The organism is Bradyrhizobium sp. AZCC 1719, assembly GCF_036924525.1.
GTDB lineage: Bacteria > Pseudomonadota > Alphaproteobacteria > Rhizobiales > Xanthobacteraceae > Bradyrhizobium.
On record NZ_JAZHRU010000001.1, the window covers coordinates 5,714,278 to 5,739,652 of the forward strand.

General features: G+C 64.4%; 24 protein-coding genes. 19 read left to right on the top strand and 5 right to left on the bottom strand.

Annotated features, from left to right (window positions below; genetic code table 11):
• The first annotated feature begins 369 nt into the window (after window positions 1–369).
• Window positions 370–3,477 (top strand): Rne/Rng family ribonuclease, encoded by a 3,108-nt coding sequence (locus V1292_RS26945; protein ID WP_334375647.1) that lies wholly within the window; start codon window positions 370–372, stop codon window positions 3,475–3,477.
• A gap of 69 nt (window positions 3,478–3,546) precedes the next feature.
• On the opposite strand, the gene V1292_RS26950 is transcribed toward V1292_RS26945, so the two are convergent.
• Window positions 3,547–4,149, bottom strand: a complete 603-nt coding sequence (locus tag V1292_RS26950) for a biotin transporter BioY (protein WP_442895633.1) — start codon at window positions 4,147–4,149, stop codon at window positions 3,547–3,549.
• Between the two features lie 70 nt (window positions 4,150–4,219).
• Window positions 4,220–5,407 (bottom strand): pyridoxal phosphate-dependent aminotransferase, encoded by a 1,188-nt coding sequence (locus tag V1292_RS26955; protein WP_334375648.1) that lies wholly within the window; start codon window positions 5,405–5,407, stop codon window positions 4,220–4,222.
• 245 nt (window positions 5,408–5,652) lie between these two features.
• Here V1292_RS26955 and V1292_RS26960 point away from each other — a divergent pair, with 245 nt between their 5' ends.
• From V1292_RS26960 to V1292_RS27000, 9 genes are all read left to right on the top strand, one after another.
• Window positions 5,653–7,056, top strand: coding sequence for a M48 family metalloprotease (locus V1292_RS26960; protein WP_334375649.1), 1,404 nt, complete (start codon window positions 5,653–5,655; stop codon window positions 7,054–7,056).
• 168 nt (window positions 7,057–7,224) lie between these two features.
• Window positions 7,225–7,992, top strand: coding sequence for a DsbA family protein (locus tag V1292_RS26965; RefSeq protein ID WP_334375650.1), 768 nt, complete (start codon window positions 7,225–7,227; stop codon window positions 7,990–7,992).
• Between the two features lie 197 nt (window positions 7,993–8,189).
• The gene (locus tag V1292_RS26970) at window positions 8,190–8,957 is read left to right on the top strand and encodes a DUF1236 domain-containing protein (protein WP_334375651.1); all 768 of its coding nucleotides are present in this window, start codon (window positions 8,190–8,192) and stop codon (window positions 8,955–8,957) included.
• 255 nt (window positions 8,958–9,212) lie between these two features.
• Window positions 9,213–9,692 carry a type II 3-dehydroquinate dehydratase gene (gene aroQ, locus V1292_RS26975; protein ID WP_334375652.1) on the top strand — a complete coding sequence of 160 codons (480 nt, stop codon included), beginning with the start codon at window positions 9,213–9,215 and terminating at the stop codon, window positions 9,690–9,692.
• Window positions 9,693–9,779: 87 nt separating this feature from the next.
• On the top strand, window positions 9,780–10,277 hold the full coding sequence (accB, locus tag V1292_RS26980; protein WP_334375653.1) for an acetyl-CoA carboxylase biotin carboxyl carrier protein: 498 nt from the start codon (window positions 9,780–9,782) through the stop codon (window positions 10,275–10,277).
• Between the two features lie 87 nt (window positions 10,278–10,364).
• On the top strand, window positions 10,365–11,717 hold the full coding sequence (accC, locus tag V1292_RS26985; protein WP_057845234.1) for an acetyl-CoA carboxylase biotin carboxylase subunit: 1,353 nt from the start codon (window positions 10,365–10,367) through the stop codon (window positions 11,715–11,717).
• Between the two features lie 118 nt (window positions 11,718–11,835).
• Entirely contained in the window at window positions 11,836–13,368 is a 1,533-nt protein-coding gene (locus V1292_RS26990; RefSeq protein ID WP_334375654.1) for a sensor histidine kinase, read from the top strand.
• A complete protein-coding gene (locus V1292_RS26995; RefSeq protein WP_334375655.1) occupies window positions 13,365–13,805 on the top strand; it encodes a response regulator in 441 nt (146 codons plus the stop codon). The genes V1292_RS26990 and V1292_RS26995 overlap by 4 nt, the downstream gene beginning before the upstream one ends.
• Window positions 13,802–14,896: a sensor histidine kinase gene (locus tag V1292_RS27000; RefSeq protein WP_334375656.1), complete on the top strand. Its 1,095-nt coding sequence runs from the start codon at window positions 13,802–13,804 to the stop codon at window positions 14,894–14,896. The genes V1292_RS26995 and V1292_RS27000 overlap by 4 nt, the downstream gene beginning before the upstream one ends.
• 1 nt (window position 14,897) lies before the next feature.
• Here V1292_RS27000 and V1292_RS27005 read toward each other — a convergent pair whose 3' ends face one another.
• The gene (locus tag V1292_RS27005) at window positions 14,898–15,686 is read right to left on the bottom strand and encodes an IclR family transcriptional regulator (protein ID WP_334375657.1); all 789 of its coding nucleotides are present in this window, start codon (window positions 15,684–15,686) and stop codon (window positions 14,898–14,900) included.
• Window positions 15,687–15,854: 168 nt separating this feature from the next.
• Between V1292_RS27005 and V1292_RS27010 the strand changes: the two genes are divergently transcribed.
• From V1292_RS27010 to V1292_RS27035, 6 genes are read left to right on the top strand one after another with little or no spacing between them, the layout of a single operon-like run.
• On the top strand, window positions 15,855–16,832 hold the full coding sequence (locus V1292_RS27010; protein WP_334375658.1) for a Bug family tripartite tricarboxylate transporter substrate binding protein: 978 nt from the start codon (window positions 15,855–15,857) through the stop codon (window positions 16,830–16,832).
• 11 nt (window positions 16,833–16,843) lie between these two features.
• Window positions 16,844–17,461 (top strand): flavin reductase family protein, encoded by a 618-nt coding sequence (locus V1292_RS27015; protein ID WP_334375659.1) that lies wholly within the window; start codon window positions 16,844–16,846, stop codon window positions 17,459–17,461.
• 46 nt (window positions 17,462–17,507) lie between these two features.
• Window positions 17,508–18,362 (top strand): fumarylacetoacetate hydrolase family protein, encoded by an 855-nt coding sequence (locus V1292_RS27020; RefSeq protein WP_334375660.1) that lies wholly within the window; start codon window positions 17,508–17,510, stop codon window positions 18,360–18,362.
• 3 nt (window positions 18,363–18,365) lie between these two features.
• Window positions 18,366–19,169: a 2-oxo-hept-4-ene-1,7-dioate hydratase gene (gene hpaH / locus V1292_RS27025; RefSeq protein ID WP_334375661.1), complete on the top strand. Its 804-nt coding sequence runs from the start codon at window positions 18,366–18,368 to the stop codon at window positions 19,167–19,169.
• Between the two features lie 29 nt (window positions 19,170–19,198).
• Window positions 19,199–19,582 (top strand): RidA family protein, encoded by a 384-nt coding sequence (locus tag V1292_RS27030; protein ID WP_334375662.1) that lies wholly within the window; start codon window positions 19,199–19,201, stop codon window positions 19,580–19,582.
• A 24-nt stretch (window positions 19,583–19,606) separates the two neighbouring features.
• Window positions 19,607–20,482 (top strand): amidohydrolase family protein, encoded by an 876-nt coding sequence (locus tag V1292_RS27035; protein ID WP_334375663.1) that lies wholly within the window; start codon window positions 19,607–19,609, stop codon window positions 20,480–20,482.
• Window positions 20,483–20,488: 6 nt separating this feature from the next.
• Here the strand turns inward: V1292_RS27035 and V1292_RS27040 are convergent, their stop codons facing one another.
• On the bottom strand, window positions 20,489–21,430 hold the full coding sequence (locus V1292_RS27040; RefSeq protein WP_334375664.1) for an AEC family transporter: 942 nt from the start codon (window positions 21,428–21,430) through the stop codon (window positions 20,489–20,491).
• A 132-nt stretch (window positions 21,431–21,562) separates the two neighbouring features.
• Here V1292_RS27040 and aat point away from each other — a divergent pair, with 132 nt between their 5' ends.
• Window positions 21,563–22,237, top strand: a complete 675-nt coding sequence (gene aat, locus V1292_RS27045) for a leucyl/phenylalanyl-tRNA--protein transferase (RefSeq protein ID WP_334375666.1) — start codon at window positions 21,563–21,565, stop codon at window positions 22,235–22,237.
• A 71-nt stretch (window positions 22,238–22,308) separates the two neighbouring features.
• Here the strand turns inward: aat and V1292_RS27050 are convergent, their stop codons facing one another.
• Window positions 22,309–23,298 carry a DUF2155 domain-containing protein gene (locus V1292_RS27050; protein ID WP_334375667.1) on the bottom strand — a complete coding sequence of 330 codons (990 nt, stop codon included), beginning with the start codon at window positions 23,296–23,298 and terminating at the stop codon, window positions 22,309–22,311.
• A 232-nt stretch (window positions 23,299–23,530) separates the two neighbouring features.
• On the opposite strand from V1292_RS27050, the gene V1292_RS27055 reads away from it, so the two are divergent.
• Both V1292_RS27055 and V1292_RS27060 read left to right on the top strand, forming a co-directional pair.
• Window positions 23,531–24,310, top strand: a complete 780-nt coding sequence (locus tag V1292_RS27055) for an SDR family NAD(P)-dependent oxidoreductase (protein ID WP_334375668.1) — start codon at window positions 23,531–23,533, stop codon at window positions 24,308–24,310.
• Window positions 24,311–24,411: 101 nt separating this feature from the next.
• Complete coding sequence (locus V1292_RS27060) at window positions 24,412–25,359, top strand: alpha/beta hydrolase (RefSeq protein WP_334375670.1); 948 nt, start codon at window positions 24,412–24,414, stop codon at window positions 25,357–25,359.
• Window positions 25,360–25,375: the final 16 nt, after the last annotated feature.

The following is a 25,375-nucleotide window of genomic DNA, read 5'->3' on the forward strand; positions in this document are numbered from 1 at the left end:
GTTTAAGACACGGCAAAACTGATTATCCGGACCCCTCATGGTCCGATATGCGATGGCCGGCGGGCGTTTAGGCGCCGAACCGGGCCTTCAGCGATAAATACGGCGGTATCCCTTTCCGCCAACATGTTCAGACGGGCCGACGCTTGATGCGCCAGACTGTGTTGCCGACCAAGATCCACGGAACGATCGCGCCGACGCGAGGCGAAAGCTTCGCGCGTCACATCGCTCCGGTGGGCCCCCGTTCGGCGCGGCGCCAAGAAGTGCGTTTTGGCCTTCCCCTCACCCCCGAATCAGGTGGACCGTCGCGTCACCGGGCCGCGCAATTTGCGCGCGCCATGCACCGCGCCCGCCCCCGTCAAGAGTTCCAAAATGCCCAACAAGATGTTGATCGACGCCACCCACCCGGAAGAGACCCGGGTCGTTGTGGTCCGCGGCAACCGCGTCGAAGAATTTGATTTCGAGACCGCCCAACGCAAGCAGCTCCGCGGCAATATTTATCTCGCCAAGGTCACGCGCGTAGAGCCGTCGCTGCAGGCGGCGTTCATCGAATATGGCGGCAACCGCCATGGCTTCCTGGCGTTCAGCGAAATTCATCCGGACTACTACCAGATCCCGGTCGCCGACCGTCAGGCGCTGATCGAGGCCGACGAGCGCGCCCATCGCGAGGCCGAGGAAGAGAGCGAGAACCGCCCCAGCCATCGGCGCCGCTCGCGCCACCGCAATGCGCGCCGCCGCGGCCATGGCGACCGCGTCCAGAGCGACGTGGTCGAGGGTAGCAGCGAGGATCCCTCGCAGGCCGCCCAGCCCTATGAGCGCCAGGAAGGTTTTCAAGATCAGGATTTTCAAGAACATCCGCACGAGCCTGACGCCATGCAGGCTGGTGATACGCCGGCGCATGACGCCGAACATCACGCCGAAGCGGCTCCTCACGATCGTGATGCGCACGACCATGAGGCGCATGCTGACGAGCGGACGCATGACGGCGATCGCCCCGCACATGATCACGACGAGCCCGAACAGGCGCGCGCCGCGAGCGAAGCGCCGGTCGCGGAGGTGCAATCCGATGCGCCTGCCCCTGCTCCGGTCGAAGCCGCCGAGGTGCAGGCCGAGGACGGCCATGACGACCGTCATGACGAGGAGCGCGCGCAGGAAAACGCCGCCCATGCCGACGACGTGCCGCACGTCGAGCACGTCGGCGATTATACTCCTCCTCCCGACGAACCCGCCGCGGCTCTGGAAGCCGACGACGGCCATGACGACGAGGACGATGGCGAGGACGCCGAAGAGGAAGTCGTCGAATCCGTCGGTGGCGACGACGTGCTGGAGGAAGTTCCGGAGCGCCCGTTCCGGCCACGCCGCCAGTACAAGATTCAGGAAGTCATCAAGCGCCGCCAGGTGATGCTGGTGCAGGTCGTCAAGGAAGAGCGCGGCAACAAGGGCGCGGCGTTGACGACCTACCTCTCGCTGGCCGGCCGCTATGCCGTCCTGATGCCCAACACTGCCCGCGGCGGCGGCATCAGCCGCAAGATCACCTCGGCCCAGGACCGTTCGCGGCTGAAGGAAGTGGTGCAGGACCTCGACGTGCCCGAGGGCATGGGGATCATCCTGCGCACCGCCGGTGCCTCGCGGACCAAGCCCGAGATCAAGCGCGACTTCGAATATCTGATCCGGATGTGGGAGACCGTGCGCGACATGACGCTGAAGTCGCAGGCCCCCACCCTCGTGTACGAGGAAGGCTCGCTGATCAAGCGCTCGCTGCGCGACCTCTACAACAAGGAAATCGACGAGATCCAGGTAGCCGGCGAATCCGGATACCAGGAAGCGCGCGACTTCATGAAGATGCTGATGCCCTCGAACGTGCGAGCGGTGAAGCAGTATCGCGATGGCCAGCCGCTGTTCTCGCGGATGGGGGTGGAGAGCCAGCTCGACGCGATGTTCTCGCCCACCGTGCAGCTACGCTCCGGCGGCTACATCGTCATCAACCAGACCGAGGCGCTGGTTTCGATCGACGTCAACTCCGGCCGCTCGACCCGCGAACATCACATCGAGGACACCGCGCTCAAAACCAATCTCGAGGCGGCCGAGGAAGTGGCGCGGCAGTTGCGTCTGCGCGATCTCGCCGGCCTGATCGTCATCGACTTCATCGACATGGACGAGAAGCGCAACAACCGCGCGGTCGAGCGCAAGCTCTCCGACTGCCTGCGGCAGGATCGCGCGCGCATCCAGGTCGGACGTATCTCGCACTTCGGCCTTCTGGAAATGTCGCGCCAGCGCATCCGTGCCAGCGTGCTGGAAAGCTCGACCGAGCCCTGCCCGCAATGCGGCGGCAGCGGCCATGTGCGCTCGGTCTCCTCGGTCGCGCTGCAATTGCTGCGCGGCATCGAGGAAATCCTGATGAAGGGCGCGACCCACAATCTGGTGGTGCGCACCCGCACCGACGTGGCGCTCTATGTGCTCAATCACAAGCGCGGCCACCTGCGCGATCTCGAAAACGCCTTCAAGGTTACGCTCGCCGTCGTCGCCGACGCCACCGTGAGCGGCCAGCAGTCATACGTCATCGACCGCGGCGAGCAGGTGCACACGCTGGAAGCCGCCAAGGCGTTGCTGGCAGCGCAGGCTGCCGCCTTCCCGCCGCAGGTCGAGGAAGCCTATGACGACGACGAGGCGTTCGACATCGAGACCGAATCCGAGATCGAAACCGAGGAGACCGAGGGGCTGACCGACGATGCCGCCGAGGCAGCGGTGGGCGAAGGCGAAGGCGACGGTCACCGCCGCAAGCGGCGCCGGCGCCGGCGCGGCCGTGGCGAGCCGCGTGAAAGTGGTGCCCCGCGCGAGGACGGTGACGCGATGCGCGTCGCAAGCGAGACCATCGAAGGCGCGATCGCCGAGGACGGCGAAGCCGACGAGGACGAAGGCGACGAACAGGCCGGCACGGTCCGTGGCGATCAACTTGCCAGTGGCGAGCGGCGCCCGCGCCGCCGCGGCCGTCGCGGCGGACGCCGCCGGCGCGGTACCGGACTGGAAGATGGTCTTGCCGGGTCGATCGCAGACGAACTCGAGCCGCCCCCAGCTCCGGAGGCGACCAGCGCGGTTGCCGATTTCGAGGGCGCCTCGTCCGAGCCCGCACCATCGCTGGTGCAGGCCGACACCCAGCCCGAACCGGTCTCGCCGCCGGCGGAGATGCAGCCTGCGGCCGATGCCCAGCCGGAGCCGGTTGCGAGTGAGCCGGCGCCAACCGCTGAGGAAACCAGGCAAGAGGCCGAGCGCGCCGCGGCGCGGCGGCGCTCGACCGTGCGCGAGAAAGTCAGCTTCTTGACCAGCGCTCCGGCTGAACCGGCGCCCGCCGCCAGCCAGAACGCGCCAGAGCCGATCGTGCACCCCGCGCCCGCTCCAGCCGAACCTGCGCCGGCCTCATCGGGCGAAGCCGCGCCACGCAAGGCAGGCTGGTGGTCACGGCGCTTCGGCAGCGGCGAGTAAGGAATCGAACCCAAAAAAGAAAAACCGCCCGGCGGAAACCGGGCGGTTTTTGCTGTCTGACGCGATGGCTTAACCGCGCGGATCGAAAATCCGCCGGATCGCAGGCACGAGAGCAGCGCCGAGCGCGTTCTTGATCAGCGATGCCGCGATGAATGGCACAATGCCGACCAGCCACGCCTTTTCGACGCCGAGCTTCATGCCGAACGCAAGCCAACCAAATCCGGCGGCAAGAATGAGAATGTGCCCGAACGCCATCGCCACGAATAGCCGGAGCACCGATCGGTCCCAGCCGCGCTCGCTCAGCCATCCCGTCACGAAGGCCGCCGCTACGAAGCCGACGAGATATCCGGCCGTCGGACCGACGAACGGCGCGAGGCCACCGACCGGGCCCGCGAATACCGGAAATCCGATCGCCCCCTCGGCCAGATAGGCCACGAGTGTAGCGCTGCCGAGCCGCCAGCCATAGGCTGCGCCGATCACCAGCACGACCAGTGTCTGCAGCGTCATCGGCACGTAGGGCAACGGCAGATTGACCTTCGCCGACAAGGTCAGCAGCGCCGTTCCCAGCGCGACCAGGATCACGCTACGCAACAGGCCCGACGATCCATCGGCGCGATGCGGCCACAGCAGCGCGGCGAGCGGGAAATGCGATGGCGCGACGGTTTCAGTCATGGTTCTGGCGGACACGGATGGCTCCTGGTTGGTTATAGTTGCGGATGAGGTGTGTGACAGGCCGGAGGTATTATCGCAGCCAACGCGCGATGCGCGTCACGGCTTCGCGCATCTCGTCGGCCGAGCGCGCATAAGAGAAGCGAATGAAGTTGCGGCCGTGGATCGGATCGAAGTCGACGCCCGGCGTCGCCGCCACCTGCGCCTTCTCCAGCATGCGGCCGGCAAACTCAAAACTGTCGGACGTGAAATCCGAAACATCGGCGTAGAGATAGAACGCGCCATCGGCCGGCAGAAACTTGGTGAGACCGGCCTTCGGCAATCCCTCGATCAGGATGCGGCGGTTCTCCTGATAGCCGCGCTTGATCGCCTCCATCTCTTCGCGGCCTTCGAATGCCGCTTCGGCCGCGATCTGCGACAGCGTCGGTACCGAGATCGACAGGTTCTGCTGCAGCCGCTCGATCGGGCGCACCAGAGACTCCGGCACCACCATCCAGCCGACCCGCCAGCCGGTCATACAGAAATATTTCGAGAACGAATTGATCACGAGCGCATGCGGCGAAAGCTCCGCCGCCGTCACCGCCGGAAACGCATAGTCGAGCCCATGATAGATCTCGTCGGAAATGAAGCGGATGCCTGCGCCTTCTGCCGCGTTGATCAGGCCGGTCAGCGCTTCGCGCGACATCATCGTTCCCGTCGGATTGGCGGGGCTGCCGACCAGCACGCCCTTCAGCGGCGCCTTGCGATGCGCCGCCAGCAACGCCTCTCCCGTCAGCGCATGGCGTGTCGCGCTCGAGGTCTCGATCAGCACCGGCTCGCAACCGAGCGCGGTCAGAATATGCCGGTAGGGTGGATAACCCGGCACCGTGACCGCCACGCGATCCCCCGGCTCGAACATCGACAGGAACGCCAGAATGAATCCACCGGACGAGCCGGTCGTGATCACGATGCGGTCGGTATCGACCGCGCAGCCGTAAGTGTCGCGGTAATGCCTGGCAATCCGCGCACGCAGCGTGGGCATGCCGAGTGCGGAGGTGTAGTCGATCCGCGCCTCATCGAGCGCCGCGTGCGCGGCCGCGATCGCGGTTCTGGGCGCGGGCGCCGCCGGTTGCCCCACTTCCATGTGAATGACATGACCGCCGGCCGCCTCGATGCGCGCTGCAGCCGCCATCACGTCCATCACCATGAAGGGCGGAACGTCGCTCCGCGCCGACGGGGTCAACAGCGCTGTCGCGCGGTCTCTAAGTGTCGATTCCAGCATCGATCTCTGCTATTGCACGGGCGCCATCCGAATTCGGGTTCCCGAGCCGGTAAGCGCCCCAGACTGGCCGCATTCGATGGCTTGTTATAGCGTTTTCAAGCGAAGTGATACCGGCTCGGTGAAGAAACGCGTTGAAACAACAAACTGGGACCCGTTTCTGATCTAATCGGAAACCGAACCGGCGTCCGGCAAATTCCGGATGCACTGACAATCGCCAAAAGACCGGAATCGCCAAAAGACCGCTCATGCTGCTCCGCATCGCCCTACGCAAGAAATCATTGAAGTTGACCACGTTGACGACTGCGGCCGCCCTTGCCGTCGCGCCGATGGCTGCGCTGGCGCAGGAGAACAGGGGCCCACCGGTGCTCCGCGACACCGAGACGGAACAATTGCTGCGCGAATATACGCGCCCGATCCTGCGCGCCGCCGGTCTGGAAAAGCAGAACATCCAGATGGTGATCATCAACCAGGGCGTCTTCAACGCCTTCGTTGCCGACGGCCGACGCATCTTCGTGAACTACGGCGCGATCATGCAATCGGAAACACCGAATCAGATCATCGGGGTGATGGCGCACGAAACCGGCCATCTTGCCGGCGGCCATCTCGCCAAGATGCGCGAGCAGATGGCGCATGCTCAGACGCAGATGATCATCGCCATGCTGCTTGGCGCCGGCGCGATGGTCGCGGGCGCGCAAGGCGGCAGCAGCAGCGGGTTGGCCAACGCCGGCGCGGCAATGTTTTCCGCGCCGGGAGAAATGATCCGCCGTAACCTGCTCTCCTATGTACGTCAGCAGGAGGAGAACGCCGACAAGGCCGGCGTGAAGTTTCTGACTGCTACAGGCCAGTCCGCCAAGGGCATGTACGAGACCTTCAGACGCTTCACCGACGAGAGCCTGTTCGCTGCGCGCGGCGCAGACCCTTATGTTCAGTCGCATCCGATGCCGGCGCAGCGCGTCGCCGCGCTGGAAGAACTGGCACGGTCGAGCCCTTATTGGGATAAAAAGGACGACCCTGCCCTGCAGCTACGCCACGACATGGTGCGCGCCAAGATCTCGGCCTTCATGGAGCGGCAGGACACCGTGTACCGGCGCTATCCGTTGTCCAACAACAGCCTGCCTGCGCGCTACGCCCATGCTATCGCGACTTATCGGCACGGCGACCTGCGCAGCGCGCTCGCGCAGATCGACGCCCTGATTCAGCAGCAGCCCAACAATCCCTATTTCCACGAGGTGCGCGGCCAGGCGCTGCTGGAGGGCGGCAAGCCGCAGGAGGCGATCGCGCCGCTTCGCAAGGCCGTAGCGCTCTCCAACCACGCGCCGCTCATCGAGATGATGCTTGGGCAGGCCCTCGTAGCAACCGGCAACAACGCCCACACCGACGAAGCGATTGCCATCCTGCGCGCGGCGGTAGCGCGCGAGAGCGAGGCGCCGATCGGCTATATGCAGCTTGCGATCGCCTATGGCCGAAAAGGAGATTACGCGCAGGCCGATCTGGCGTCGGCCCAGGCCGCCTACCTGCGCGGCGACAGCAAAACGGCGCGCGATCTCGCCTCACGGGCAAAAACACGCTTCGCGATCGGAACGCCGGGATGGGTCAAGGCTGACGACATCGTGAACACCAAGCCGCTGCCCGGCCAGAAGGGCAACTAGAATTAAGCCGCATTCGGCTATAATCGGACTTGGTCACCAAACTTGGCCATCAAGGACTTGGTATCAAGGACTTCGCTATCAAGGATTTGGCCAACCCGATCCAGGATATTCTCGAGAAGCCGGCCTTCAGCAGAATTGCCCGGGAACTCGCCGCATAAGGATGTACCGATGCCCTCGTTCCGTCTTCTCATCCCCGCACTGTTCGCTTTGGCGCTCTGCGGCGCGCCGCTGCCCGCCTCCGCGCAGAGTTTTACCGACACCCAGCGCGGCGACATCGAGGCCATCGTCCGCAATTACCTGATCGCGCATCCCGAGGTGCTCGAAGAGGCAATGACCGAACTCAGCAAGCGTCAGGCCGCAGCCGAAGCCGCCAAGCACGAAGCCGGCGTCGCCAAGAACGCGGACGCGATCTTCAACTCGCCGCGCAACGTCACGGTCGGCAACAAGGACGGCGACGTCACCTTCGTCGAGTTCTTCGATTACAATTGCGGCTATTGCAAACGCGCGATGCTGGACATGATGGAGCTGATGAAGAGCGACCCGAAGCTCAAGGTCGTGCTCAAGGAGTTTCCGGTGCTGAGCGCGGGCTCGGTCGAAGCCGCTCAGGTCGGCGTCGCCGTGCGCATGCAGGATCCGACCGGCAAGAAATATCTCGACTTCCATCAGAAGCTTCTTACGGGCCGAGGCGCCGCCGACAAGGCACGCGCGATGGCCGTTGCCAAGGAAGTCGGCCTCGACATGGCGAAGCTGGAGAAGGATCTGAACAGCGCGGAGGTGCGTGGCACGCTCGAGGAAAACTTCAAGCTCGCCGAGGCCATGGGCATGAACGGCACGCCGAGCTACGTGATCGGCAAGCAGGTCGTGATCGGCGCGGTCGGCGTCGAGGCCCTACGCGAAAAGATCAGCAACGCCCGCTGCGGCAAGGCGACCTGCTGAGGCGACGCTTCCTTCGCGCATGGCGTAAAGGGCCGGCTCGACAGCCGGCCTTTTTCGTTTTCGTTGCAGCACTATGTGGCGCAGCGGTTCATCCCGCGTTCACAAAACAAAGTCGGCGGAACCGCCAAGTATCAGGAACATCAGCTAATTCCTTTCGTTGTCGGCGCGGGCAACGCAGATACGTGAGGAGACATTCGATGAGTAATCGCTTTCTGATGACGGTCGCGGCAGCGGCCCTGATCGCCGGAACCGGCTTTGCGAATGCTCAGGGTACCGGCATGGGACGCGGCGACGCGGGGTCGCCCGGTTCTGCGGCGCAGCAGGGCGCGCCGTCTGAGCGGGGCGGTGCCGGCACTATGCAGCAGCGCGAACCCCGCGGCACCACCGGCATGGGACAGTCCGAGCAGAAGTCGATGGGCGGCGAAAAGGCCCAACGCAGCGAAGACCGCAAGGGCGGCAAGGACATGAAGGCCGAGGGCAAAGAGGACCGCGGCAGCATGAAGGGCGACAAGGAGAAGGGCCAGACGACCGGCCAAGGCATGCAGCGTGAGCAGGGCACGACCCAGCGTGACCGCGACCGGACCACGACCCAGGGCCGTGACCAAATGCAGCGTGACCAGAAGGTCCAAGGCCAGCAGGACCGCGACCGCACGCAGACCCAGACCCAGGGCCGTGACCAAACGACCACAACAGGCCAGGCCGGCGCGGGCGGCAAGCTCTCGACCGAGCAGCGCACCCAGATCACCAGCGTGATCAGGGAGACACGCGTTCAGCCGGTGACGAACGTGAACTTCTCGGTCTCGGTCGGCACCCGCATCCCACGGGACGTGACCTTCCATACGTTGCCCGAGCGCGTGGTGACGATCTATCCGGAATGGCGCAGGTATAAGTACATCCTCGTCAGGGAGCAGATCGTGATCGTCGATCCGAACACCTACGAGATCGTGGCAATTCTGGACGCCTGACAGCGGCCTTTCGCAAGGATAAGGGCGGGTAGCAATGCCCGCCCTTTTCGCTGATCAAGGCCATGACCAAGCCGCGCCAGGCCCGGCAATCGATTCACTCCATTGGTTAACGAATAAATTCAGCGGGTTATATCCGCCTTTTTATGAACAGGGTAAGGCCCTTGAAAGGCTCCCGGGACGGCCTAAAGGCTTCCCCTTGGCCGCGTTGTTACCTATAACCCCGCGACCCGCCCGCCCCTTTTTGCTGGAATCCGGATGGCCCAAGGAAGCGCCCAAGCCTCTGCCGCGACGATTTATGTGCTCAACGGCCCGAACCTCAACATGTTGGGGACGCGCGAGCCGGAAACCTACGGCCATGCGACGCTCGCCGACGTCGAAAAACTTTGCGTCGAAACGGCGGCACAGTTCGGCCTGAAGGCCGATTGCCGCCAGTCCAACCGCGAGGGCGAGTTGATCGACTTCATCCATGAGGCGCATGCGAAGAAGGCGGTCGGCATCATCATCAACGCCGGCGGTTATTCGCACACCTCGATCGCGCTGCACGATGCGCTGGTCGCGGTCAAAATCCCGACGGTGGAAGTGCACATCAGCAACATCCACGCCCGCGAGAGCTTCCGTCATCACTCCTTTACGGCCATGGCCGCCTTTGCATCGCTCTGTGGCTTCGGCGTCGACGGCTACCGGCTCGCAATATCAGGCCTGGCCGCCAAAATCGGCGCCAAGGCCAAAGACTGACTTCAAAAAACTGACATCAAAAATCTGACGTCGAACGACACCTGACGCTTAAGCCGTCACCCACATCGAGAATTCCGGATCAAGAGCATGGCCCGCCAGCCCGACAACAAATCAGCGGACAAATCAGCCGCAAACCTAAAGAGCGACGACAGCGCGCTCATTCGCGAACTCGCGCTGCTGCTGGACGAGACCAGCCTGACCGAGATCGAGATCGAGCGCGCCGGCTTAAGGGTGCGTGTCGCGCGCAACATCAGCGTGTCGGCGGCGATGCCGGCGAGCTTCCAGCCGGCGCCGGCTGCGGCGGCAGCCATCGCTGCGGGGAGCGCGGCGGCTGCCGACCTGGCCAAGCATCCAGGCGTGGTCCCCTCGCCGATGGTCGGCACCGCCTATTGGGCGCCTGAGCCCGGCGCCAAGCCGTTCATCGAGGTCGGCACCAAGGTTTCGGCCGGCCAGACACTCCTGATCATCGAAGCGATGAAGACGATGAACCAGATCCCGTCGCCGCGCGCCGGCACGGTGACGCAAATTCTCGTCGAGGACGGCCAGCCGGTCGAATTCGGCGAGCCATTGGTCATTATTGAGTAGATGGCGAATGGCGAGTGGCGAATAGCGAATGGCCTTGAGCGCTGACCATTCGCCACTCGCCACTCGCTGCTCGCCGGCGGGAGCCGCATGTTCGACAAGATCCTCATAGCCAATCGCGGCGAAATTGCCCTGCGCGTGCTGCGCGCGTGCAAGGAGCTCGGCATCTCCACCGTTGCCGTGCATTCCACCGCCGACGCCGACGCGATGCACGTGCGGCTCGCCGACGAGAGCGTCTGCATCGGGCCGCCGCCTTCCAAGGACTCCTATCTCAACGTCCCGGCACTGCTCGCGGCCTGCGAGATAACGGGCGCGGATGCCGTGCATCCCGGCTACGGCTTTCTTTCCGAGAACGCCCGCTTCGCCGAAATCCTCGCCGAGCACAATCTGCATTTCATCGGCCCGAAGGCCGAACACATCCGCCTGATGGGCGACAAGATCGAGGCCAAGAAGACCGCCAAGCGGCTCGGCATTCCGGTGGTGCCGGGCTCCGACGGCGCCGTCTCGTCGGATGACGATGCGCTGGCGATCGGCAAGGCGATCGGTTTTCCGGTGCTGGTGAAAGCGGCTGCCGGTGGCGGCGGACGCGGCATGAAGGTGGCGCGCACCGCCGACGACCTGATGCTGGCGCTATCCACCGCCTCCAACGAGGCGAAATCCGCATTCGGCGACGCCTCGGTCTATCTCGAAAAATATCTGCAGAAGCCGCGCCACATCGAGATCCAAATTCTCGGTGACGGCCGCGGCGGTGCGATCCATCTCGGCGAGCGCGATTGCTCGCTGCAGCGCCGTCACCAGAAGGTCTGGGAAGAAGGCCCCTCGCCGGTTCTCGCCGCCGCCGCCCGCGCCAAGATCGGCGAGACCTGCGCCAAGGCGATGCGGGACATGAAATATCTCGGCGTCGGCACCATCGAATTTCTCTATGAGGATGGCGAGTTCTATTTCATCGAGATGAACACCCGCATCCAGGTCGAGCATCCCGTCACCGAGAGCATCACCGACATCGACCTCGTACTGGAGCAAATCCGCATCGCCGCCGGCGGCGACCTGCCCGCAAAGCAGGAAGAGATCGCTATCATCGGGCATGCCATCGAATGCCGCGTCAATGCGGAAAACCCGCAGACCTTCCGCCCCTCGCCCGGCAAGATCACGCAATTCCATCCGCCCGGCGGGCTCGGCGTGCGGATCGATTCCGCGGTCTATCAGGGCTACGTCATTCCGCCCTACTATGATTCACTCGTCGGCAAGCTGATCGTGCACGGCAAGACTCGCGCCGAATGCCTGATGCGGCTGCGCCGGGCGCTCGACGAGATGGTGGTCGACGGCATCGAAACCACGCTGCCGCTGTTCCGGGCACTGGTCCGCGAGGCCGATATCATCAACGGCGACTACCACATTCACTGGCTCGAGCAGTACCTCGCGGGCCAACCCGCGGACGGCTAGACCGAAAATCGCCTGAAATTTTCGACGGCCGATGGAACCGATGGGTTCCATCGCACGTTGGGATGTGCAGGGGGTTGCCGGGGGCGCGTGTTCCGCTTGTCCATGACGCGAGATCACCGTGATCGCTGATGTCCAGCGCAAGCGCGCCGTGGGCCACATCCTGCTGCTTGCGGCGGGGCTATTGGTGTTGACCGCCATCAGCGCGGGTTCGGTCCATCTGGTGAACAAGGCGCGCGAGGACGCGCGCGCGGTGCAGCGCACCGTCGAGGTCGAGAACCAGATATCGCTCGTCCAACTGCAATTGCGGCGTGCTGAAAGCGCGCAGCGCGGCTACCTCGCGACATTGCGCCCCGACTTTCGGACCGACTTTGAGCAAGCCATGTCAGAACTGGCGCCGGCGCTAACGCGGTTGGGCCGGCTTGTCAGCGACAATCCGGTTCAACGGGGGCTCATCAACGAGATGATGCCGCTCTACGACCAGCGCATCGAGGAATTCCGCACGACGATGGAGCTGGCCCGGTCCCAGCGCCTGAACGATGCCTCCAAGATCGTGCGCGAGGGCATCGGGCGCGACACCATGAAACACATTGACGATCTCGCCGTGCGGATGCGAACCGAGGAGGACCGTCTGTTTGTCGAGCGCACGACCAACGCCGATCGCAGCCAGACCCTGGCGGCCTCGATCACCGGCATCGGCTCGGGTTTGGTGGTCGTGCTGGCCGGCATCGCGATCTTCCTGGTCCGCCGTTCGTCGCGCGCACGCGACCAGGCCGACGCGAGGCTGCGCGACAGCCACCTCAACCTCGAGGCCACCATCGACGAGCGCACCGCCGACCTGCGCGAAGCCAATGACGAGATCCAGCGCTTCGCATACATCGTCAGTCACGATCTGCGCTCGCCGCTGGTGAACATCATGGGCTTCACGAGCGAGCTGGAGGAATTGCGCAGCGACATCTTCAAGCGGATCGCAGCGCTTTCCCGCGGGCAATCCGAAGCGACGCCCGCCCCGGAAAATGTCACCGATACCGCCGAGCCCGTACTCGAAGGTCCCGACCAGAAGCTCTCGGAGGATTTCTCCGAGGCGCTCAGTTTCATCAAATCGTCGATCGGCAAGATGGACCGGCTGATATCGGCGATCCTCAATCTCACCCGCGAGGGGCGGCGCGAGTTCGAGCCGGTCTGGATCGATACCAAAGAGCTGATCGAGGGCATTGTGGCGACCGTGGCGCACCAGGCCGCGGAAGCTCAGGCCGAGATCCGGATCGACGCATTGCCGAATATCGTCAGCGATCGCCTTGCGCTGGAGCAGATATTCTCCAATCTGATCGATAATGCGCTCAAATATCTCAAGTCCGGCGTGCCCGGCGAAATCACGGTTCGCGGCCGCACCAAGCTCGGCTTTGCGGTTTTCGAGATGTCAGACAATGGACGCGGCATCGATCCCAAGGACCATCAGCGCATTTTCGATTTGTTCCGCCGCGCGGGAACCCAGGACAAGCCGGGACAAGGCATCGGGCTTGCCCATGTCCGCGCATTGGTGCGCCGCTTGGGAGGAACCATGTCGGTCGCATCGGAACTTCACCAGGGCAGCACGTTCACGATCACATTGCCCATTAATTGGCCAGCAGGTAACCGGAACATACGGACATGAGTAATCCAGTCACCATCATCATGATCGAGGACGACGAGGGCCATGCTCGCCTGATCGAACGGAATATACGCCGGTCCGGCGTGAATAATGAGATAATACCGTTCACCAGCGGTACAGAAGCGGTGAACTACCTGTTCGGCAAGGACGGGACGGGCCTCGACCACAAGGGCGGAGCGCTCCTGATCCTGCTCGATCTCAACTTGCCCGATACGTCCGGTATCGACATTCTGAAGCGGGTGAAGGAAAACCAGTATCTCAAGACCACGCCGGTCGTGGTACTGACCACGACCGACGACTCCTACGAGATCAAGCGCTGCTACGAACTCGGTTGCAACGTCTACATTACCAAGCCGGTGAACTACGAAAGCTTCGCCAACGCCATTCGCCAACTCGGTCTGTTCTTCTCCGTCATTCAGGTCCCTCCGGCCGCCATATGAAACCCGCGACGCCGACGCTGCTCTATATCGACGACGACGCCGGCCTCGCCCGGCTGGTCGACCGCGGCTTGACGCGGGCAGGTTTCAAGGTCGTGCACGCGGCGGGCGGCGAAGAAGGGCTGGCGCGGCTGGCGCAAGGCGGTATCGACGTGATTGCGCTCGACCAGTACATGCCGGGTCTCGACGGCCTCGAAACGCTCGAACGCATCATGGCGATACCGGACGCCCCGCCGGTGGTGTTCGTCACGGCTGCGCAGGATTCGGCGATCGCTGTCACGGCGCTGAAGGCCGGCGCCGCCGACTATCTCGTCAAGGATACGCGGGGCGATTTCATTCCGCTGCTTCAGGTCGCGATCTCCGGCGCGCTCAGGCAGGCCGAGCTTCAACGGGCCCGCGACGAGGCCGAAGCCGAGGTTCACGCCTCGCGCGACCGCTATGCGGCGCTCGCCGCCGAACGTGAAGTGCTGCTGCGCGAAGTCAACCACCGCGTCGGCAACTCCCTGCAGATCATCGCCTCGCTGCTGCACTTGCAGGCCAATTCGGCGACCCAGGAGGACGTCAAGGCGGCGCTGACCAATGCGATGGGCCGCGTCGCAGCGGTCGCCCAGGTCCACCGCCGTCTCTACACCTCGCACGATCTCAAGAGCGTGCTCTTGAACCAGTATCTCGAAGCTCTGCTGGAAGATCTCCGCCGTTCGGCCGAAGGCAACAAGATGTCGCGGCTGACGCTCAAGGCCGAACCGATCGAGATCGACCCGGACCGCGCGGTGGCGATCGGCATCATCGTCAACGAACTGGTAATGAACGCCGTCAAATACGCCTATCCCGACGGCGCCGGTCCCATTCACGTCGAGCTCAAGCCCGAGGGCGAAGACCTCGTGGTCTCGATCGCGGACGACGGCGTCGGCCTCAACGCCAAGTCAGACCCGCGCTCCACTGGCATGGGGCAACGCATCGTGAGCGCCATGGCGTCCAAGCTGGATGCCAGTGCCGAGCGCGATCCCAACCACCACGGCACCAGGATCGTACTGCGTTTCCGCCGCACCGCGCCGGCGGCGCCGCCGAAGTCGACCAACGCTGCGGCGGGCTAAGCTAACCCTTCGCCGCCGCCGCTTCGATCGCGCGCGCAGCCGAGACAAGAACGTCCGCCACCTCGATCGCGCGGCGTGGGCCCAATCTGTTGCGCATGGCGGAGAGCGTAATCGCAGCGGCGGGCTGACCATCAGGAGTCCGGATCCAGGCCGAAAGCGACTTCGTTCCCTGCACCAGGCCGACATCACGCAGATTGTAGCCTCGGCGCCGCGCGAGCTGGATCTGTCCGAGCACGGTGGCCGTATCGGTCCGGTAAGCAGCAAACCGCGTTTCGTTGGCGAGCACGATCTTGCGCGCCTCGGCTGTCGGCATGGCGGCCAGGATCGCCACGCCAGCGCTGCTGACGCCCAGGGGACGCCGCACGCCGACCTCGATCGACAGCACCTGGATCGGATAGCTACCGATGCGGCGCGCCACGCACAGCGTATCGAGGCCGGTGCGTACCGTAAGAAACAAGGTATCGCCGAGTTGCGCCGACGCTGCCGCCAGATGCGGCTCGGCTGCAACCATCAGGGGCGAACGCGATGGACGCGCCAGCGCCAGTTCGGGTACCTGGCGGCCGACGACATAATTTCCCGTCCGCTCGCTGCGTTCGACAATCCCCTCCTCGATCAGCACATGCACGATGCGATGCACCGTCGGGCGGGCAAGCGACGTCGCCTGCACGACTTCAGCCAGCGGTACGCCTCGTTCCCCACCAACCGCGAGCGTCCGCAGCACGGCCAACGCGCGGCGGATCGCCTGCCCACCCTGCCGCGGCCCTCGTGTCTTTAACCGACCATTCGTCATACGCCCTGTCCACTGTCCACAATGTGGACAAAAACACCACAATTTGGTCGACAGCGGAAGGGCTGCGCGCAAGATCGCCGCGCGGAACAATAGATGCGCATGCCGCTTGGACGGGGCTCGCGCAAACAAGAACGTAGCGGCAGATCTGCCGCTTTTCGGGAGAATGCGATGAAATTTTTCGCGATCGCAGGCGTCGCTCTGTCGACACTATTCACGGCAGCGTTGAACACACCGGCAGACGCCCAGCAATGGCCGGCGCGTCAGGTTAAGCTGATCGTCCCTTACCCGGCAGGCGGCAATGTCGATAGCGCGGCGCGCGTCATCGCCGACAAACTTCAGGCGAAGCTCGGCCAGCCGTTCATTGTGGAAAACAAGGCTGGCGCCGGCGGACTGATCGCCGGCGAGGCGTTCGCGAAAATGCCGCCCGACGGCTATGCCTTGTTCGTCGGCGCCAATGGTCCCGTGCTGTTCGCACCCGAGATCGCCAAGCGCGAGGCCTACAACTGGAAGCGGGACTTCGTTCCCATCACTTCGATCACGATGACGCCCCTGGTGCTCGAAGTGCATCCGTCGGTGCAGGCCAAGGACCTGAAGGAATTCATCGAGCTCGCGCGCCGCGATCCGGGCAAGCTGACGATGGCCTCGCCCGGCCAGGGCACCACCAACCATCTGCTCAGCGAGCTCATGCAGTCGACGTTGGGCCTGCAATGGCTGACGGTGCACTACCGCGGCAACGCGCCCGCTCTCAACGACCTGATCGGCGGACAGGTGCAGTTTGCCCTCGACCAGATCTCGGTCGGGTTGCCTTCGATCAAGAGCGGCATGCTGCGCGCGCTCGCCGTCACCGGCAGCCGCCGCGCCTCCTGGCTGCCGGATGTCCCGACCTTCACCGAACTCGGCCACAAGGAATTTGACGGCCAGACCTTTACAGGCCTGTTCGCGCCCGCACGCACGCCGCCCGAGATCGTGACCAAGCTCCACGATGCCCTCGCGGAGATCCTGAAAGATCCCGCCATCGTCGAGAAGTTCAACGCGCTCGGCGCCGAGGCCGTATCGATGACGCCGGCGGAGTTCACGAGCTACCTCGAGCGCGAGGACGCCAAGTGGATTCCCGTCGTCCGCAAGGCGAACATCAAGGCTGATTGAAGCACATCCCGATGCGGATCGATCCTGCATATCTCGACGCTGAAACGGCCTACCGGCTGATCACCGGCGTCGTGGTGCCCCGCCCGATCGCCTGGGTGACCAGCCTGTCGGGCGGCGGGGTGCTCAACCTCGCCCCATTCTCCGCCTTTACGTTCGTCTCCCCGAAGCCACCGATGCTGGCCATCAGCGTCGGCCGCAAGGGTGGAATCTACAAGGATACCGCGCAGAACATCCTCAACAACGAGGAATATGTCGTTCACATCGCGGACTCCAGCCTGATGACGGCAGTGCACGAGAGCTCCACCGAACATCCGCCCGATGTCAGCGAGGTCGAGGAATTGCGGCTTTCGACGCTGCCGGGAGAGCGCATCAAGGTGCCTCGTCTCGCGGCCGCGCCGATTGCGATGGAATGCCGCTTCCGGCAGTGCCTCGAATTCGGCGAGACCCGCAGCCGGCTCATCGTCGGCGAAGTACTGGTCTTCCACATCAGGGATGGCCTTTTGAACAACGGCAAGATCGAAACCGAGGCGCTCGACCCGATCGCCCGCATCGCCGGCCCGCGTTACGCCAAGCTCGGCGAGATCGTCACCTTAAAACCTGTATTCCAGACGTCGAAAACTGAATCCTGAAGCGTGCCTCGCCATCGCGCGCCGCGCTGATCCGGAGACCGATCGCATGCATCTTCTGAGCTATCTTGCAAACGGCAAGCAGCGCTTCGGCGCGAGCATCCCGGGCGGGGTGGTCGACCTGACCGAACGAACGAAGTTCGCCGACCTGCGGGCGCTGATCGCCGGAGGCGGGCTGGACATCGCGCGACAGGCGATTGCCGGGCAGAAGCCGGACCATACGCTCGATGATCTCGTGCTGCTGCCGCCAATTCCGGCTCCGGAAAAGCTCTGGTGCATCGGCGTGAACTACAGGGATCGCAACGCCGAGTACAAGGACAACTCGGACCTGCCGAAATATCCGAGCCTGTTCGTCCGCAATCCCTCCTCCGTCGTCGGCTCCGGCCAGCCGATCGAGAAGCCGAAGGTCTCCGAACAGCTCGACTATGAAGGCGAGCTTGTGATCGTGATCGGCAAGGAAGGCCGGCACATTCCCCGCGAGCGCGCATGGGAGCACATCTTCGGCATGACGCTGTGCAACGAGGGCAGCGTTCGCGACTGGCTGCACCACGGCAAGTTCAACGTCACCCAGGGCAAGAATTTTGACCGCTCGGGCAGTATCGGGCCGTGGATCGTCACGTCAGACGAATGCGATCCGCGCGGCCTGCATGACATCATCACCCGTGTCAACGGCGAGGTGCGCCAGAGCGACTCGACTGAGCGGCTGATGTTCCCGTTCGATTACCTGATCGCCTACCTCTCCACCTTTGCCACCTTAAGATCCGGCGACATGATCGCGACCGGTACCCCGACCGGGGCCGGCGCCCGCTTCACGCCGCCGCGCTGGCTCAAGGTCGGCGACGTCGTCGAGGTAGAGTCCGGAAAGATCGGTATCCTTCGCAACACCGTGGCGGCGGAGCGATAGAAGATGCTCGATCAACAAACCGTCGAACGGCTGGCGCAGCGCCTCGATGACGCCGAACGCAGCAAGTCGCTGATCCCGGCATTCACGCGCGAATATCCGGATCTCACGATCGAGGACGCCTACGCCATTCAGCGCGCCTGGACCAGGTTGCAGCTCTCCCGCGGCCGCATCGTCAGGGGCCACAAGATCGGCCTGACATCGAAAGCGATGCAAAATGCCGTCGGCATTTCCGAGCCGGATTACGGCGTGCTGTTTGCGGACATGTTCTACCCCGACGCGTCGCCGATCCCGTTCGACCGTTTCCGTGCGCCCCGTATCGAGGTCGAGCTGGCCTTCGTGCTGAAGACGCCGTTGAAGGGCCCGGATTGCACGCTGTTCGACGTGCTCAACGCCACCGATTACGTCACCCCGGCGCTCGAAATCCTGGAAACCCGGATGCATCGCGTCGATCCCGAGACGAAGGCGCCGCGCAAGGTGATGGATACGATCTCCGACAATGCCGCGAATGCGGCACTGGTCGTCGGTGGCCGGCCCATTCGTCCGCTCGACGCCGACCTGCGCTGGATCGGCGCGCTGTTGTTTCGCAACGGCCAGATCGAGGAGACCGGCATCGCTGCCGGCGTGCTCAACCACCCCGCCAACGGCGTGGCCTGGCTTGCCGATCGGCTGGCTGCCCAAGGCGAGTATCTCGAGGCCGGCGAAGTGGTGCTGGCGGGATCGTTTACGCGCCCGGTCGAGATCGTCAGGGGCGACACGTTTCATGCCGATTACGGCCGGTTCGGATCGGTGTCCTGCCAGTTCGTCTGAACAAGAAGCATCCCGGAGGGAGAGCAGCGATGACAAGGCGCAAGAGTATTCACATCGGCGAATTCAAGCACGCCAATCCCATTCCGAACGCCTGCCGCATCGGCAATCTCCTGATGTCCGGCGTCATCCTCGGACGCGACCCCGCGACCGGCGCAATGCCCGCGCGCATCGAGGACCAGTGCGCCAACATGTTCGCGCATATGAAAGCAATCGTGGAAGCCGGCGGCGGCACGACAGACGACATCATCAAGATGACGGTATGGCTGCAGGATCGAAAGCAGCGCGCGCCGGTGAATACCGAATGGCTGAAGATGTTTCCCGACGAGCACTCTCGCCCTGCCCGCCATGCGCTGCAGATGGACATGGAGAATGGCGCGCTCGTGCAATGCGATTTCACCGCCGTGATCGACTGACCGCGATCAGACAAGGAACCCGAGATGCCGACCTATCTTCCATTCGATCCGAACCCGCGCCGCCCCTCGAAACTGCCGCCGCCGAAGAGCGTCGACAGCCAGTTTCACGTGTTGGGGCCGCTGGAAAAATATCCGGTGCGCCCGGGTGCCGCCTACCAGATGCCAACCGCGACCTGGGAGGCAGCGCTTCGCGTCCACAAGGCGCTCGGCATCGAGCGCGGCATCATCGTACAGACCACGACCTATGGCGCCGATCATTCGGTGGTGCTCGATGGCCTCGCGGCGATGGGACCGAACTATCGCGGCTGTGCCAACGCGCTGGTGTTTGCCGAAGCCGATGACGCCTATCTCGCCAAGCTGCACGATGCCGGTGTCCGCGGCGCCCGTTTCAGCTTCCGGCAGGAACTCGGCGCCGTGCTCTCGGACAAGGATTTTGCCCGCGCCATCGCGAAGATTCGCGAACTCGGCTGGTATGCAAAAATCCAGCCGGAAAGAGACGGCATCGTCTCCAGCGTCGCGAAGTACGAAAACCTCGACGTCCCCGTGCTGATCGATCACATGGCGCGGCCGGACCCGACGCGCGGCAAGGAAGATCCGAACTTGCAGAAGATGTTGCAGCTTCTGTCCAAGGGCAATTTCTGGGTGATGCTGTCGCTCGGCGAAAAGACCTCGAAGAAGGGCCCGCCGTGGGACGACGTCATCCCGATCGCGCGCGCCTATATCGAGGCGGCGCCCGACCGCTGCGTCTGGGCGAGCGACTGGCCCCATCCAGTGTCTGTGGTGCAGCCGCCCAATGATGCCGACCTGCTCGAACTTCTCTACCGCTATGTGGCCGATGAAGCGGAACTGAAGAGGATCCTGGTCAGCAACCCGGCCAAACTATTCGGCTACGAGGATTAGCTGAGCCTAGCGCAGGGCGGCCGTCACGAATAACACGACAACGGGCAACGTCACCGCCGCCAACGTCGTGCCGAGCGCGACGGCGCCCGAGACGGCTTCGGTGAGCCGTCCGTACTGGGCCGAGAAGATGTAGGCATTGGCGCCGGTCGGCATCGCGGCGAAAAGAACGACCACGGCCGCGGAAATCGGCGGCAAGGCCAGAACGTGGAACGCGAGGACCGCCGCAACGGCCGGCATCGCCAAAAGCTTGAGCGCGCACATCACCGCCATGCCGAGCGCCTGGCCCTTGATCCTGAAACCAAAGAGATTGATGCCGAGCGCGATCAGGGCCGTGGGCGAGCCGGCTTGCGCCAGCAGTTCCAGAGTCTTGTCCGCGACGGGGTTCAGCCCCAATCCGGTGAGGCGCCAGAGAAAGCCGAAGCCGAGCGCGAGCATGATCGGATTACGCGCGATTTCGCGCACGGCCCGCAGCACCAGCAGCGGAGCCGTCTCGGAAGATTTTCGTTCTGCCCATGCCATCTGCAGCGTGCCGCAAAGCCAGAGCAGCGGCGTGTTGACCGACAGGATCAAGGCCATTGAGCCGGCGGCCTGACTTCCCAGCGCCGACAACGTCAGGGGAAGGCCGAGCATCACGATGTTGCCGTAGATCGAGCCGATCGCGAGCACCACGCCATCCGCCCGGGATTGCCGAAGAAGGGATGATGCCAGCAGCGCGGCGATCCACGTGACCGCCGTTGCCCCGTAATAGGCGCCCCATACCGAGAAGGCGCTGACGGCAGGAAATTCCGCGACGACCACGATCCGGAACAGCAGCGCCGGAATAGCGATGCTGAAGGCGAACTCGGCAATGCCCTTATGCGCCGTCGGCGAGATGAAACGCAGCGCGACCGCCGCATAACCCGCCGCAATCAAGGCGAACACCGGAACGACGATCAATACTGCGCTCATGCCGCACTCATCTTGGAAATTCGGCCGGGCGAATACCCCGTCGTCATCCGTTTCGCATGGATGCGGCTATGCTGCGCACCAATTTGTTATGGAACGTAGCACACGCCCCGTGCGTCCTGCTATCATCGGTACATGACCTCGCGCGAGTCTGCTGCTTCCGAAATCACGCCCGATGTGCTGCTGCGGGCCTATGCCTGCGGCATCTTCCCGATGGCCGAGAGCGCCGGCGATCCGACGCTGTTCTGGGTCGAGCCGGAAATGCGCGGCGTCATTCCGCTCGACGGCTTCCGCATCGCTTCGCGGCTTGCCCGCACCGTGCGTTCGGACACTTTCCGCGTTACCGTCGACACCGCCTTCAAGGCGGTCATCGCGGGCTGCGCGGCGCCGCAGCCGGGCCGCGACGACACCTGGATCAACAAGCGCATCCGCGATCTCTATCTCGGGCTCCACGAGCTCGGACACTGCCACAGCGTCGAGGTCTGGCAGGACGGCGACCTCACAGGCGGCCTCTACGGTGTCAGCCTGGGGCGGGCCTTCTTCGGCGAGAGCATGTTTCACCGCACCCGCGACGCTTCCAAGGTGGCGCTGGTGCATCTGGTGGCACGGATGATCGCAGGCGGGTTCGAGCTGCTCGACACGCAATATGTCACCGAACATCTGCGCAGCTTCGGCGCGGTCGAAATTCCAAGGCGCCGCTATCGCGCGTTGCTCGACAAGGCGATCGCGGGCGAGCCAGCGGATTTTATGCGATTGCCGCCCAGCGTCAGCGGAGTGGATGCGCTCGCGATCATCGCGAATCCTGCGTAGGGGCCGCTCTCTCCATGGCGGCACCGATCCCGGATATCGCTTCGCTCATCCGGGCTACGCTTGTAACGTCGCTAATTGCCGAACAATCCGCCAAACAATCCACCCGGCCGCTGTTGCGGCGGAGGCGGCGGCGGTGGGGCCTGCTGCGGCTGCTGCTGGAATTGTGGTTGCGGCGGCGGTCCCGGCGGGCGCGGCGCCGCCTGCTTCGGCGGCGGCGGACGCTTCGCAGCTTGCGGCGGCGCGGCCGACTTGGCCGGATCGGGCTGCGCGCTGACGATGGTCTGGTCGGGGCCTTTGCAGTCGGTCAGCCAGATATCATAGACCGGGTGCTCGACGCCGTGCAGGCCGGGACTGGCGGCGAACATCCAGCCCGAGAAGATCCGCTTCACCTCGCCTTGCAGCGTGATCTCGTCGACCTCGACGAACGCATCGGTGTTGGCAGCTTCCGTCGACGGGCGCGTGTAGCAGGCACTGGTCTTCACGCGCAGCGCGCCGAACTGCACGGTCTCGCCGATGTCCTCGTCGAAATTGATGATGCGGCCGGTGATCTTGTCGAGGCCGGAGAAGCTCGCCTTCTTGTTGGTGATCTTGGTGGCCGGCGGCTCGGACACGACCTCGTCGCCCGGCTGCAGGGTCGCCGGCGAATTGGGCACGCCCTTGGCCGGGGGCTGGCGCTGACCCGGCGGCGCGTTGGCGACGCCCGGACCTCCGGGCTGCGGCGGCTGAACCGCGACGCCCGGCTGCGTCCCCTGCGGAGGGGCGGTGGTGCCGGGCGGCGGCGCCAGCGGCTGCGACTGGAAGCTTCCAGGCGGCGGCGCGCCCTGCCCCGGTGGCGGACGGTTCGGGGTCGGCAGCAGGCGGCCGCGCGGCAGTTCCGGCACTTCCTCGTCGTCGTCGGGGAATTGTTGCTGCTGTTGATTGCCGCGGGGAATGGCGCCCGGCGGCCGCAGCGGAGGATCGGAAAAGATATTGCCGATCTGCGCCTGCGCGGGCGGCGCAAGCGAGGTCGTGGTGGCGGCAATCAGGGCCGCAAGACCGGTCAGGGCAATGGTTCGAAGCATCTCGCGCGGCTTTAACAGGCGAATCGGGCTCGCGACATAGTACAGACTTGTCCGCCGCTCGCGTCCCTCCCGGTTAACACGGTGAATACGGCGGGGAAAGGGCGGTTTGCCCCCATCCTGCCGCACTGGCCATACCCGGTTTCAGATGAAATAGTGGCTCCGTTCGTGCGGCCACGCGCGAAAACCACCAAAATCCGGGGTAACCGGAACGAGCCAGAGGAAACCTCAAGCTATGCCCGATCGAATTCGCCTCGATGGCCGGGTTGCCGTCGTGACCGGCGCGGCCGGTGTCATTGGAACCGCGGCCATCCGCCTGCTAGCCGAGCGCGGCGCCCGCATCGTCGCCATCGACCGCAAGAAGCAGGATCTTGCGGCCGCCATCAAGGACCTGCCGGCCTCGGCCGAGGCGCTCGCGGTCGCGGCGGATGTCACTCGGGAGGAAGAAGTCGCGGAATATGTCCGCGCCAGCGTCGACGGGTTCGGCACGATCGACGTCTTCTACAACAACGCCGGCGTCGAGGGCGATATCAAGCCGATCCCGGAATATTCGCTGGAGAGTTTTCGGCGCGTGCTCGACGTCAACGTGGTCGGCGTCTTTCTCGGCATGAAGCACGTGCTGCCGGTGATGCTGAAGCAGAACAAGGGCAGCATCATCAACACTGCCTCCATCGCCGGCCTGATCGGCTCGCCGATGATCGCCGTCTACAGCGCCAGCAAGCACGCGGTGATCGGTCTCACCAAGAGCGCTGCCTGGGAGTGCACCGGCACCGGCGTGCGGGTGAACTGCGTCTGTCCCGGCCTGATCGACAGCCGGATGCTGAGCACGATCCTGCAGGGCCGCAATCCCGGCAATGAGCCGCCGCCGACCGAAAAGATCGTCGACCGGATTCCGGCACGGCGGCTCGGACAAGCTTCCGAAGTCGCCTCCATCGTGGCGTTCCTCGCCTCCGACGAGGCGAGCTACGTTTCCGGCTCCGCCTATACCGTCGATGGCGGCCGCACCGCCGCATGACCAACCGTCATTCCGGGGCGGTCCGAAGGACCGAACCCAGAATCTCGAGAGCCCGGGTTCGCTACGCGCCCCGGGATGACAAACTCAAAACGAGAGGTCTTATGCCCGTCACGCTCGATCCCGATGCCGCCGCCGTCTACAAAGCTTTCCAGGAGGCGGGCCGTCCCGCCTATGAGACGCTAACCGCGCCGGAAGCGCGCGAATATTATCGAAGCGCCCGCGTCGTCAGCAATCCCGAACCGCCCGCGCTCGAATCGAACAAGCCGCTCGCGATCCCCGCGCCGCACGGCACGATTCCGGCGCGCATCTACACGCCGAAGACGCTGCGCAAGAGCAACGGCCTTGCGCCGTGCCTGGTATTCTTTCACGGCGGCGGCTGGGTGATCGGCGATCTCGATACCCATGAAGTGGTCTGCCAGAAGCTTGCCCACGAGGGCGAGTTGATCGTGATCTCGGTCGACTATCGGCTGGCGCCGGAGCACAAATTTCCCGCCGCCGCCGACGATGCCATCATGGCGACGAAGTGGATTGCCGCCAATGCGAGCCAGTTCGGCATCGACGCCGGCCACTTGCTGGTCGGCGGCGACAGCGCCGGCGGCAATCTCGCCGCGGTCGTGGCGCTCGCCGCACGCGACGGCGACGGCCCGAAGCTCGCCGGCCAGGTGCTGATCTATCCCGCCACCGACTTTGCGATGACGCATCCCTCGCACAGCGAGCCCGAGACCAGCATCCTGCTGACGCACTCCGTGATCAAATGGTTCTGCAACCATTATCTGAACGGCGCGGCCGACATCGAGCATTGGAAGGCTTCGCCCGCGCGCGCGAAAACGCTCGCCGGGTTGCCGCCGGCCTATGTGCTGACTGCAGGCGCCGATCCGCTGCGCGACGAGGGTGCCGAATATGCCGCGCGGCTCAAGGAAGCCGGCGTGCCCATGACCTACCGACATTTCCCGGGCCAGTTCCACGGCTTCTTCACCATGGGCAAGCTGCTGCAACAGGCCAACGTCGCCGTCGGCGAGATCGCCGGCTGGCTGAAAACGTTGAAATAATGCACATTGCGCGACG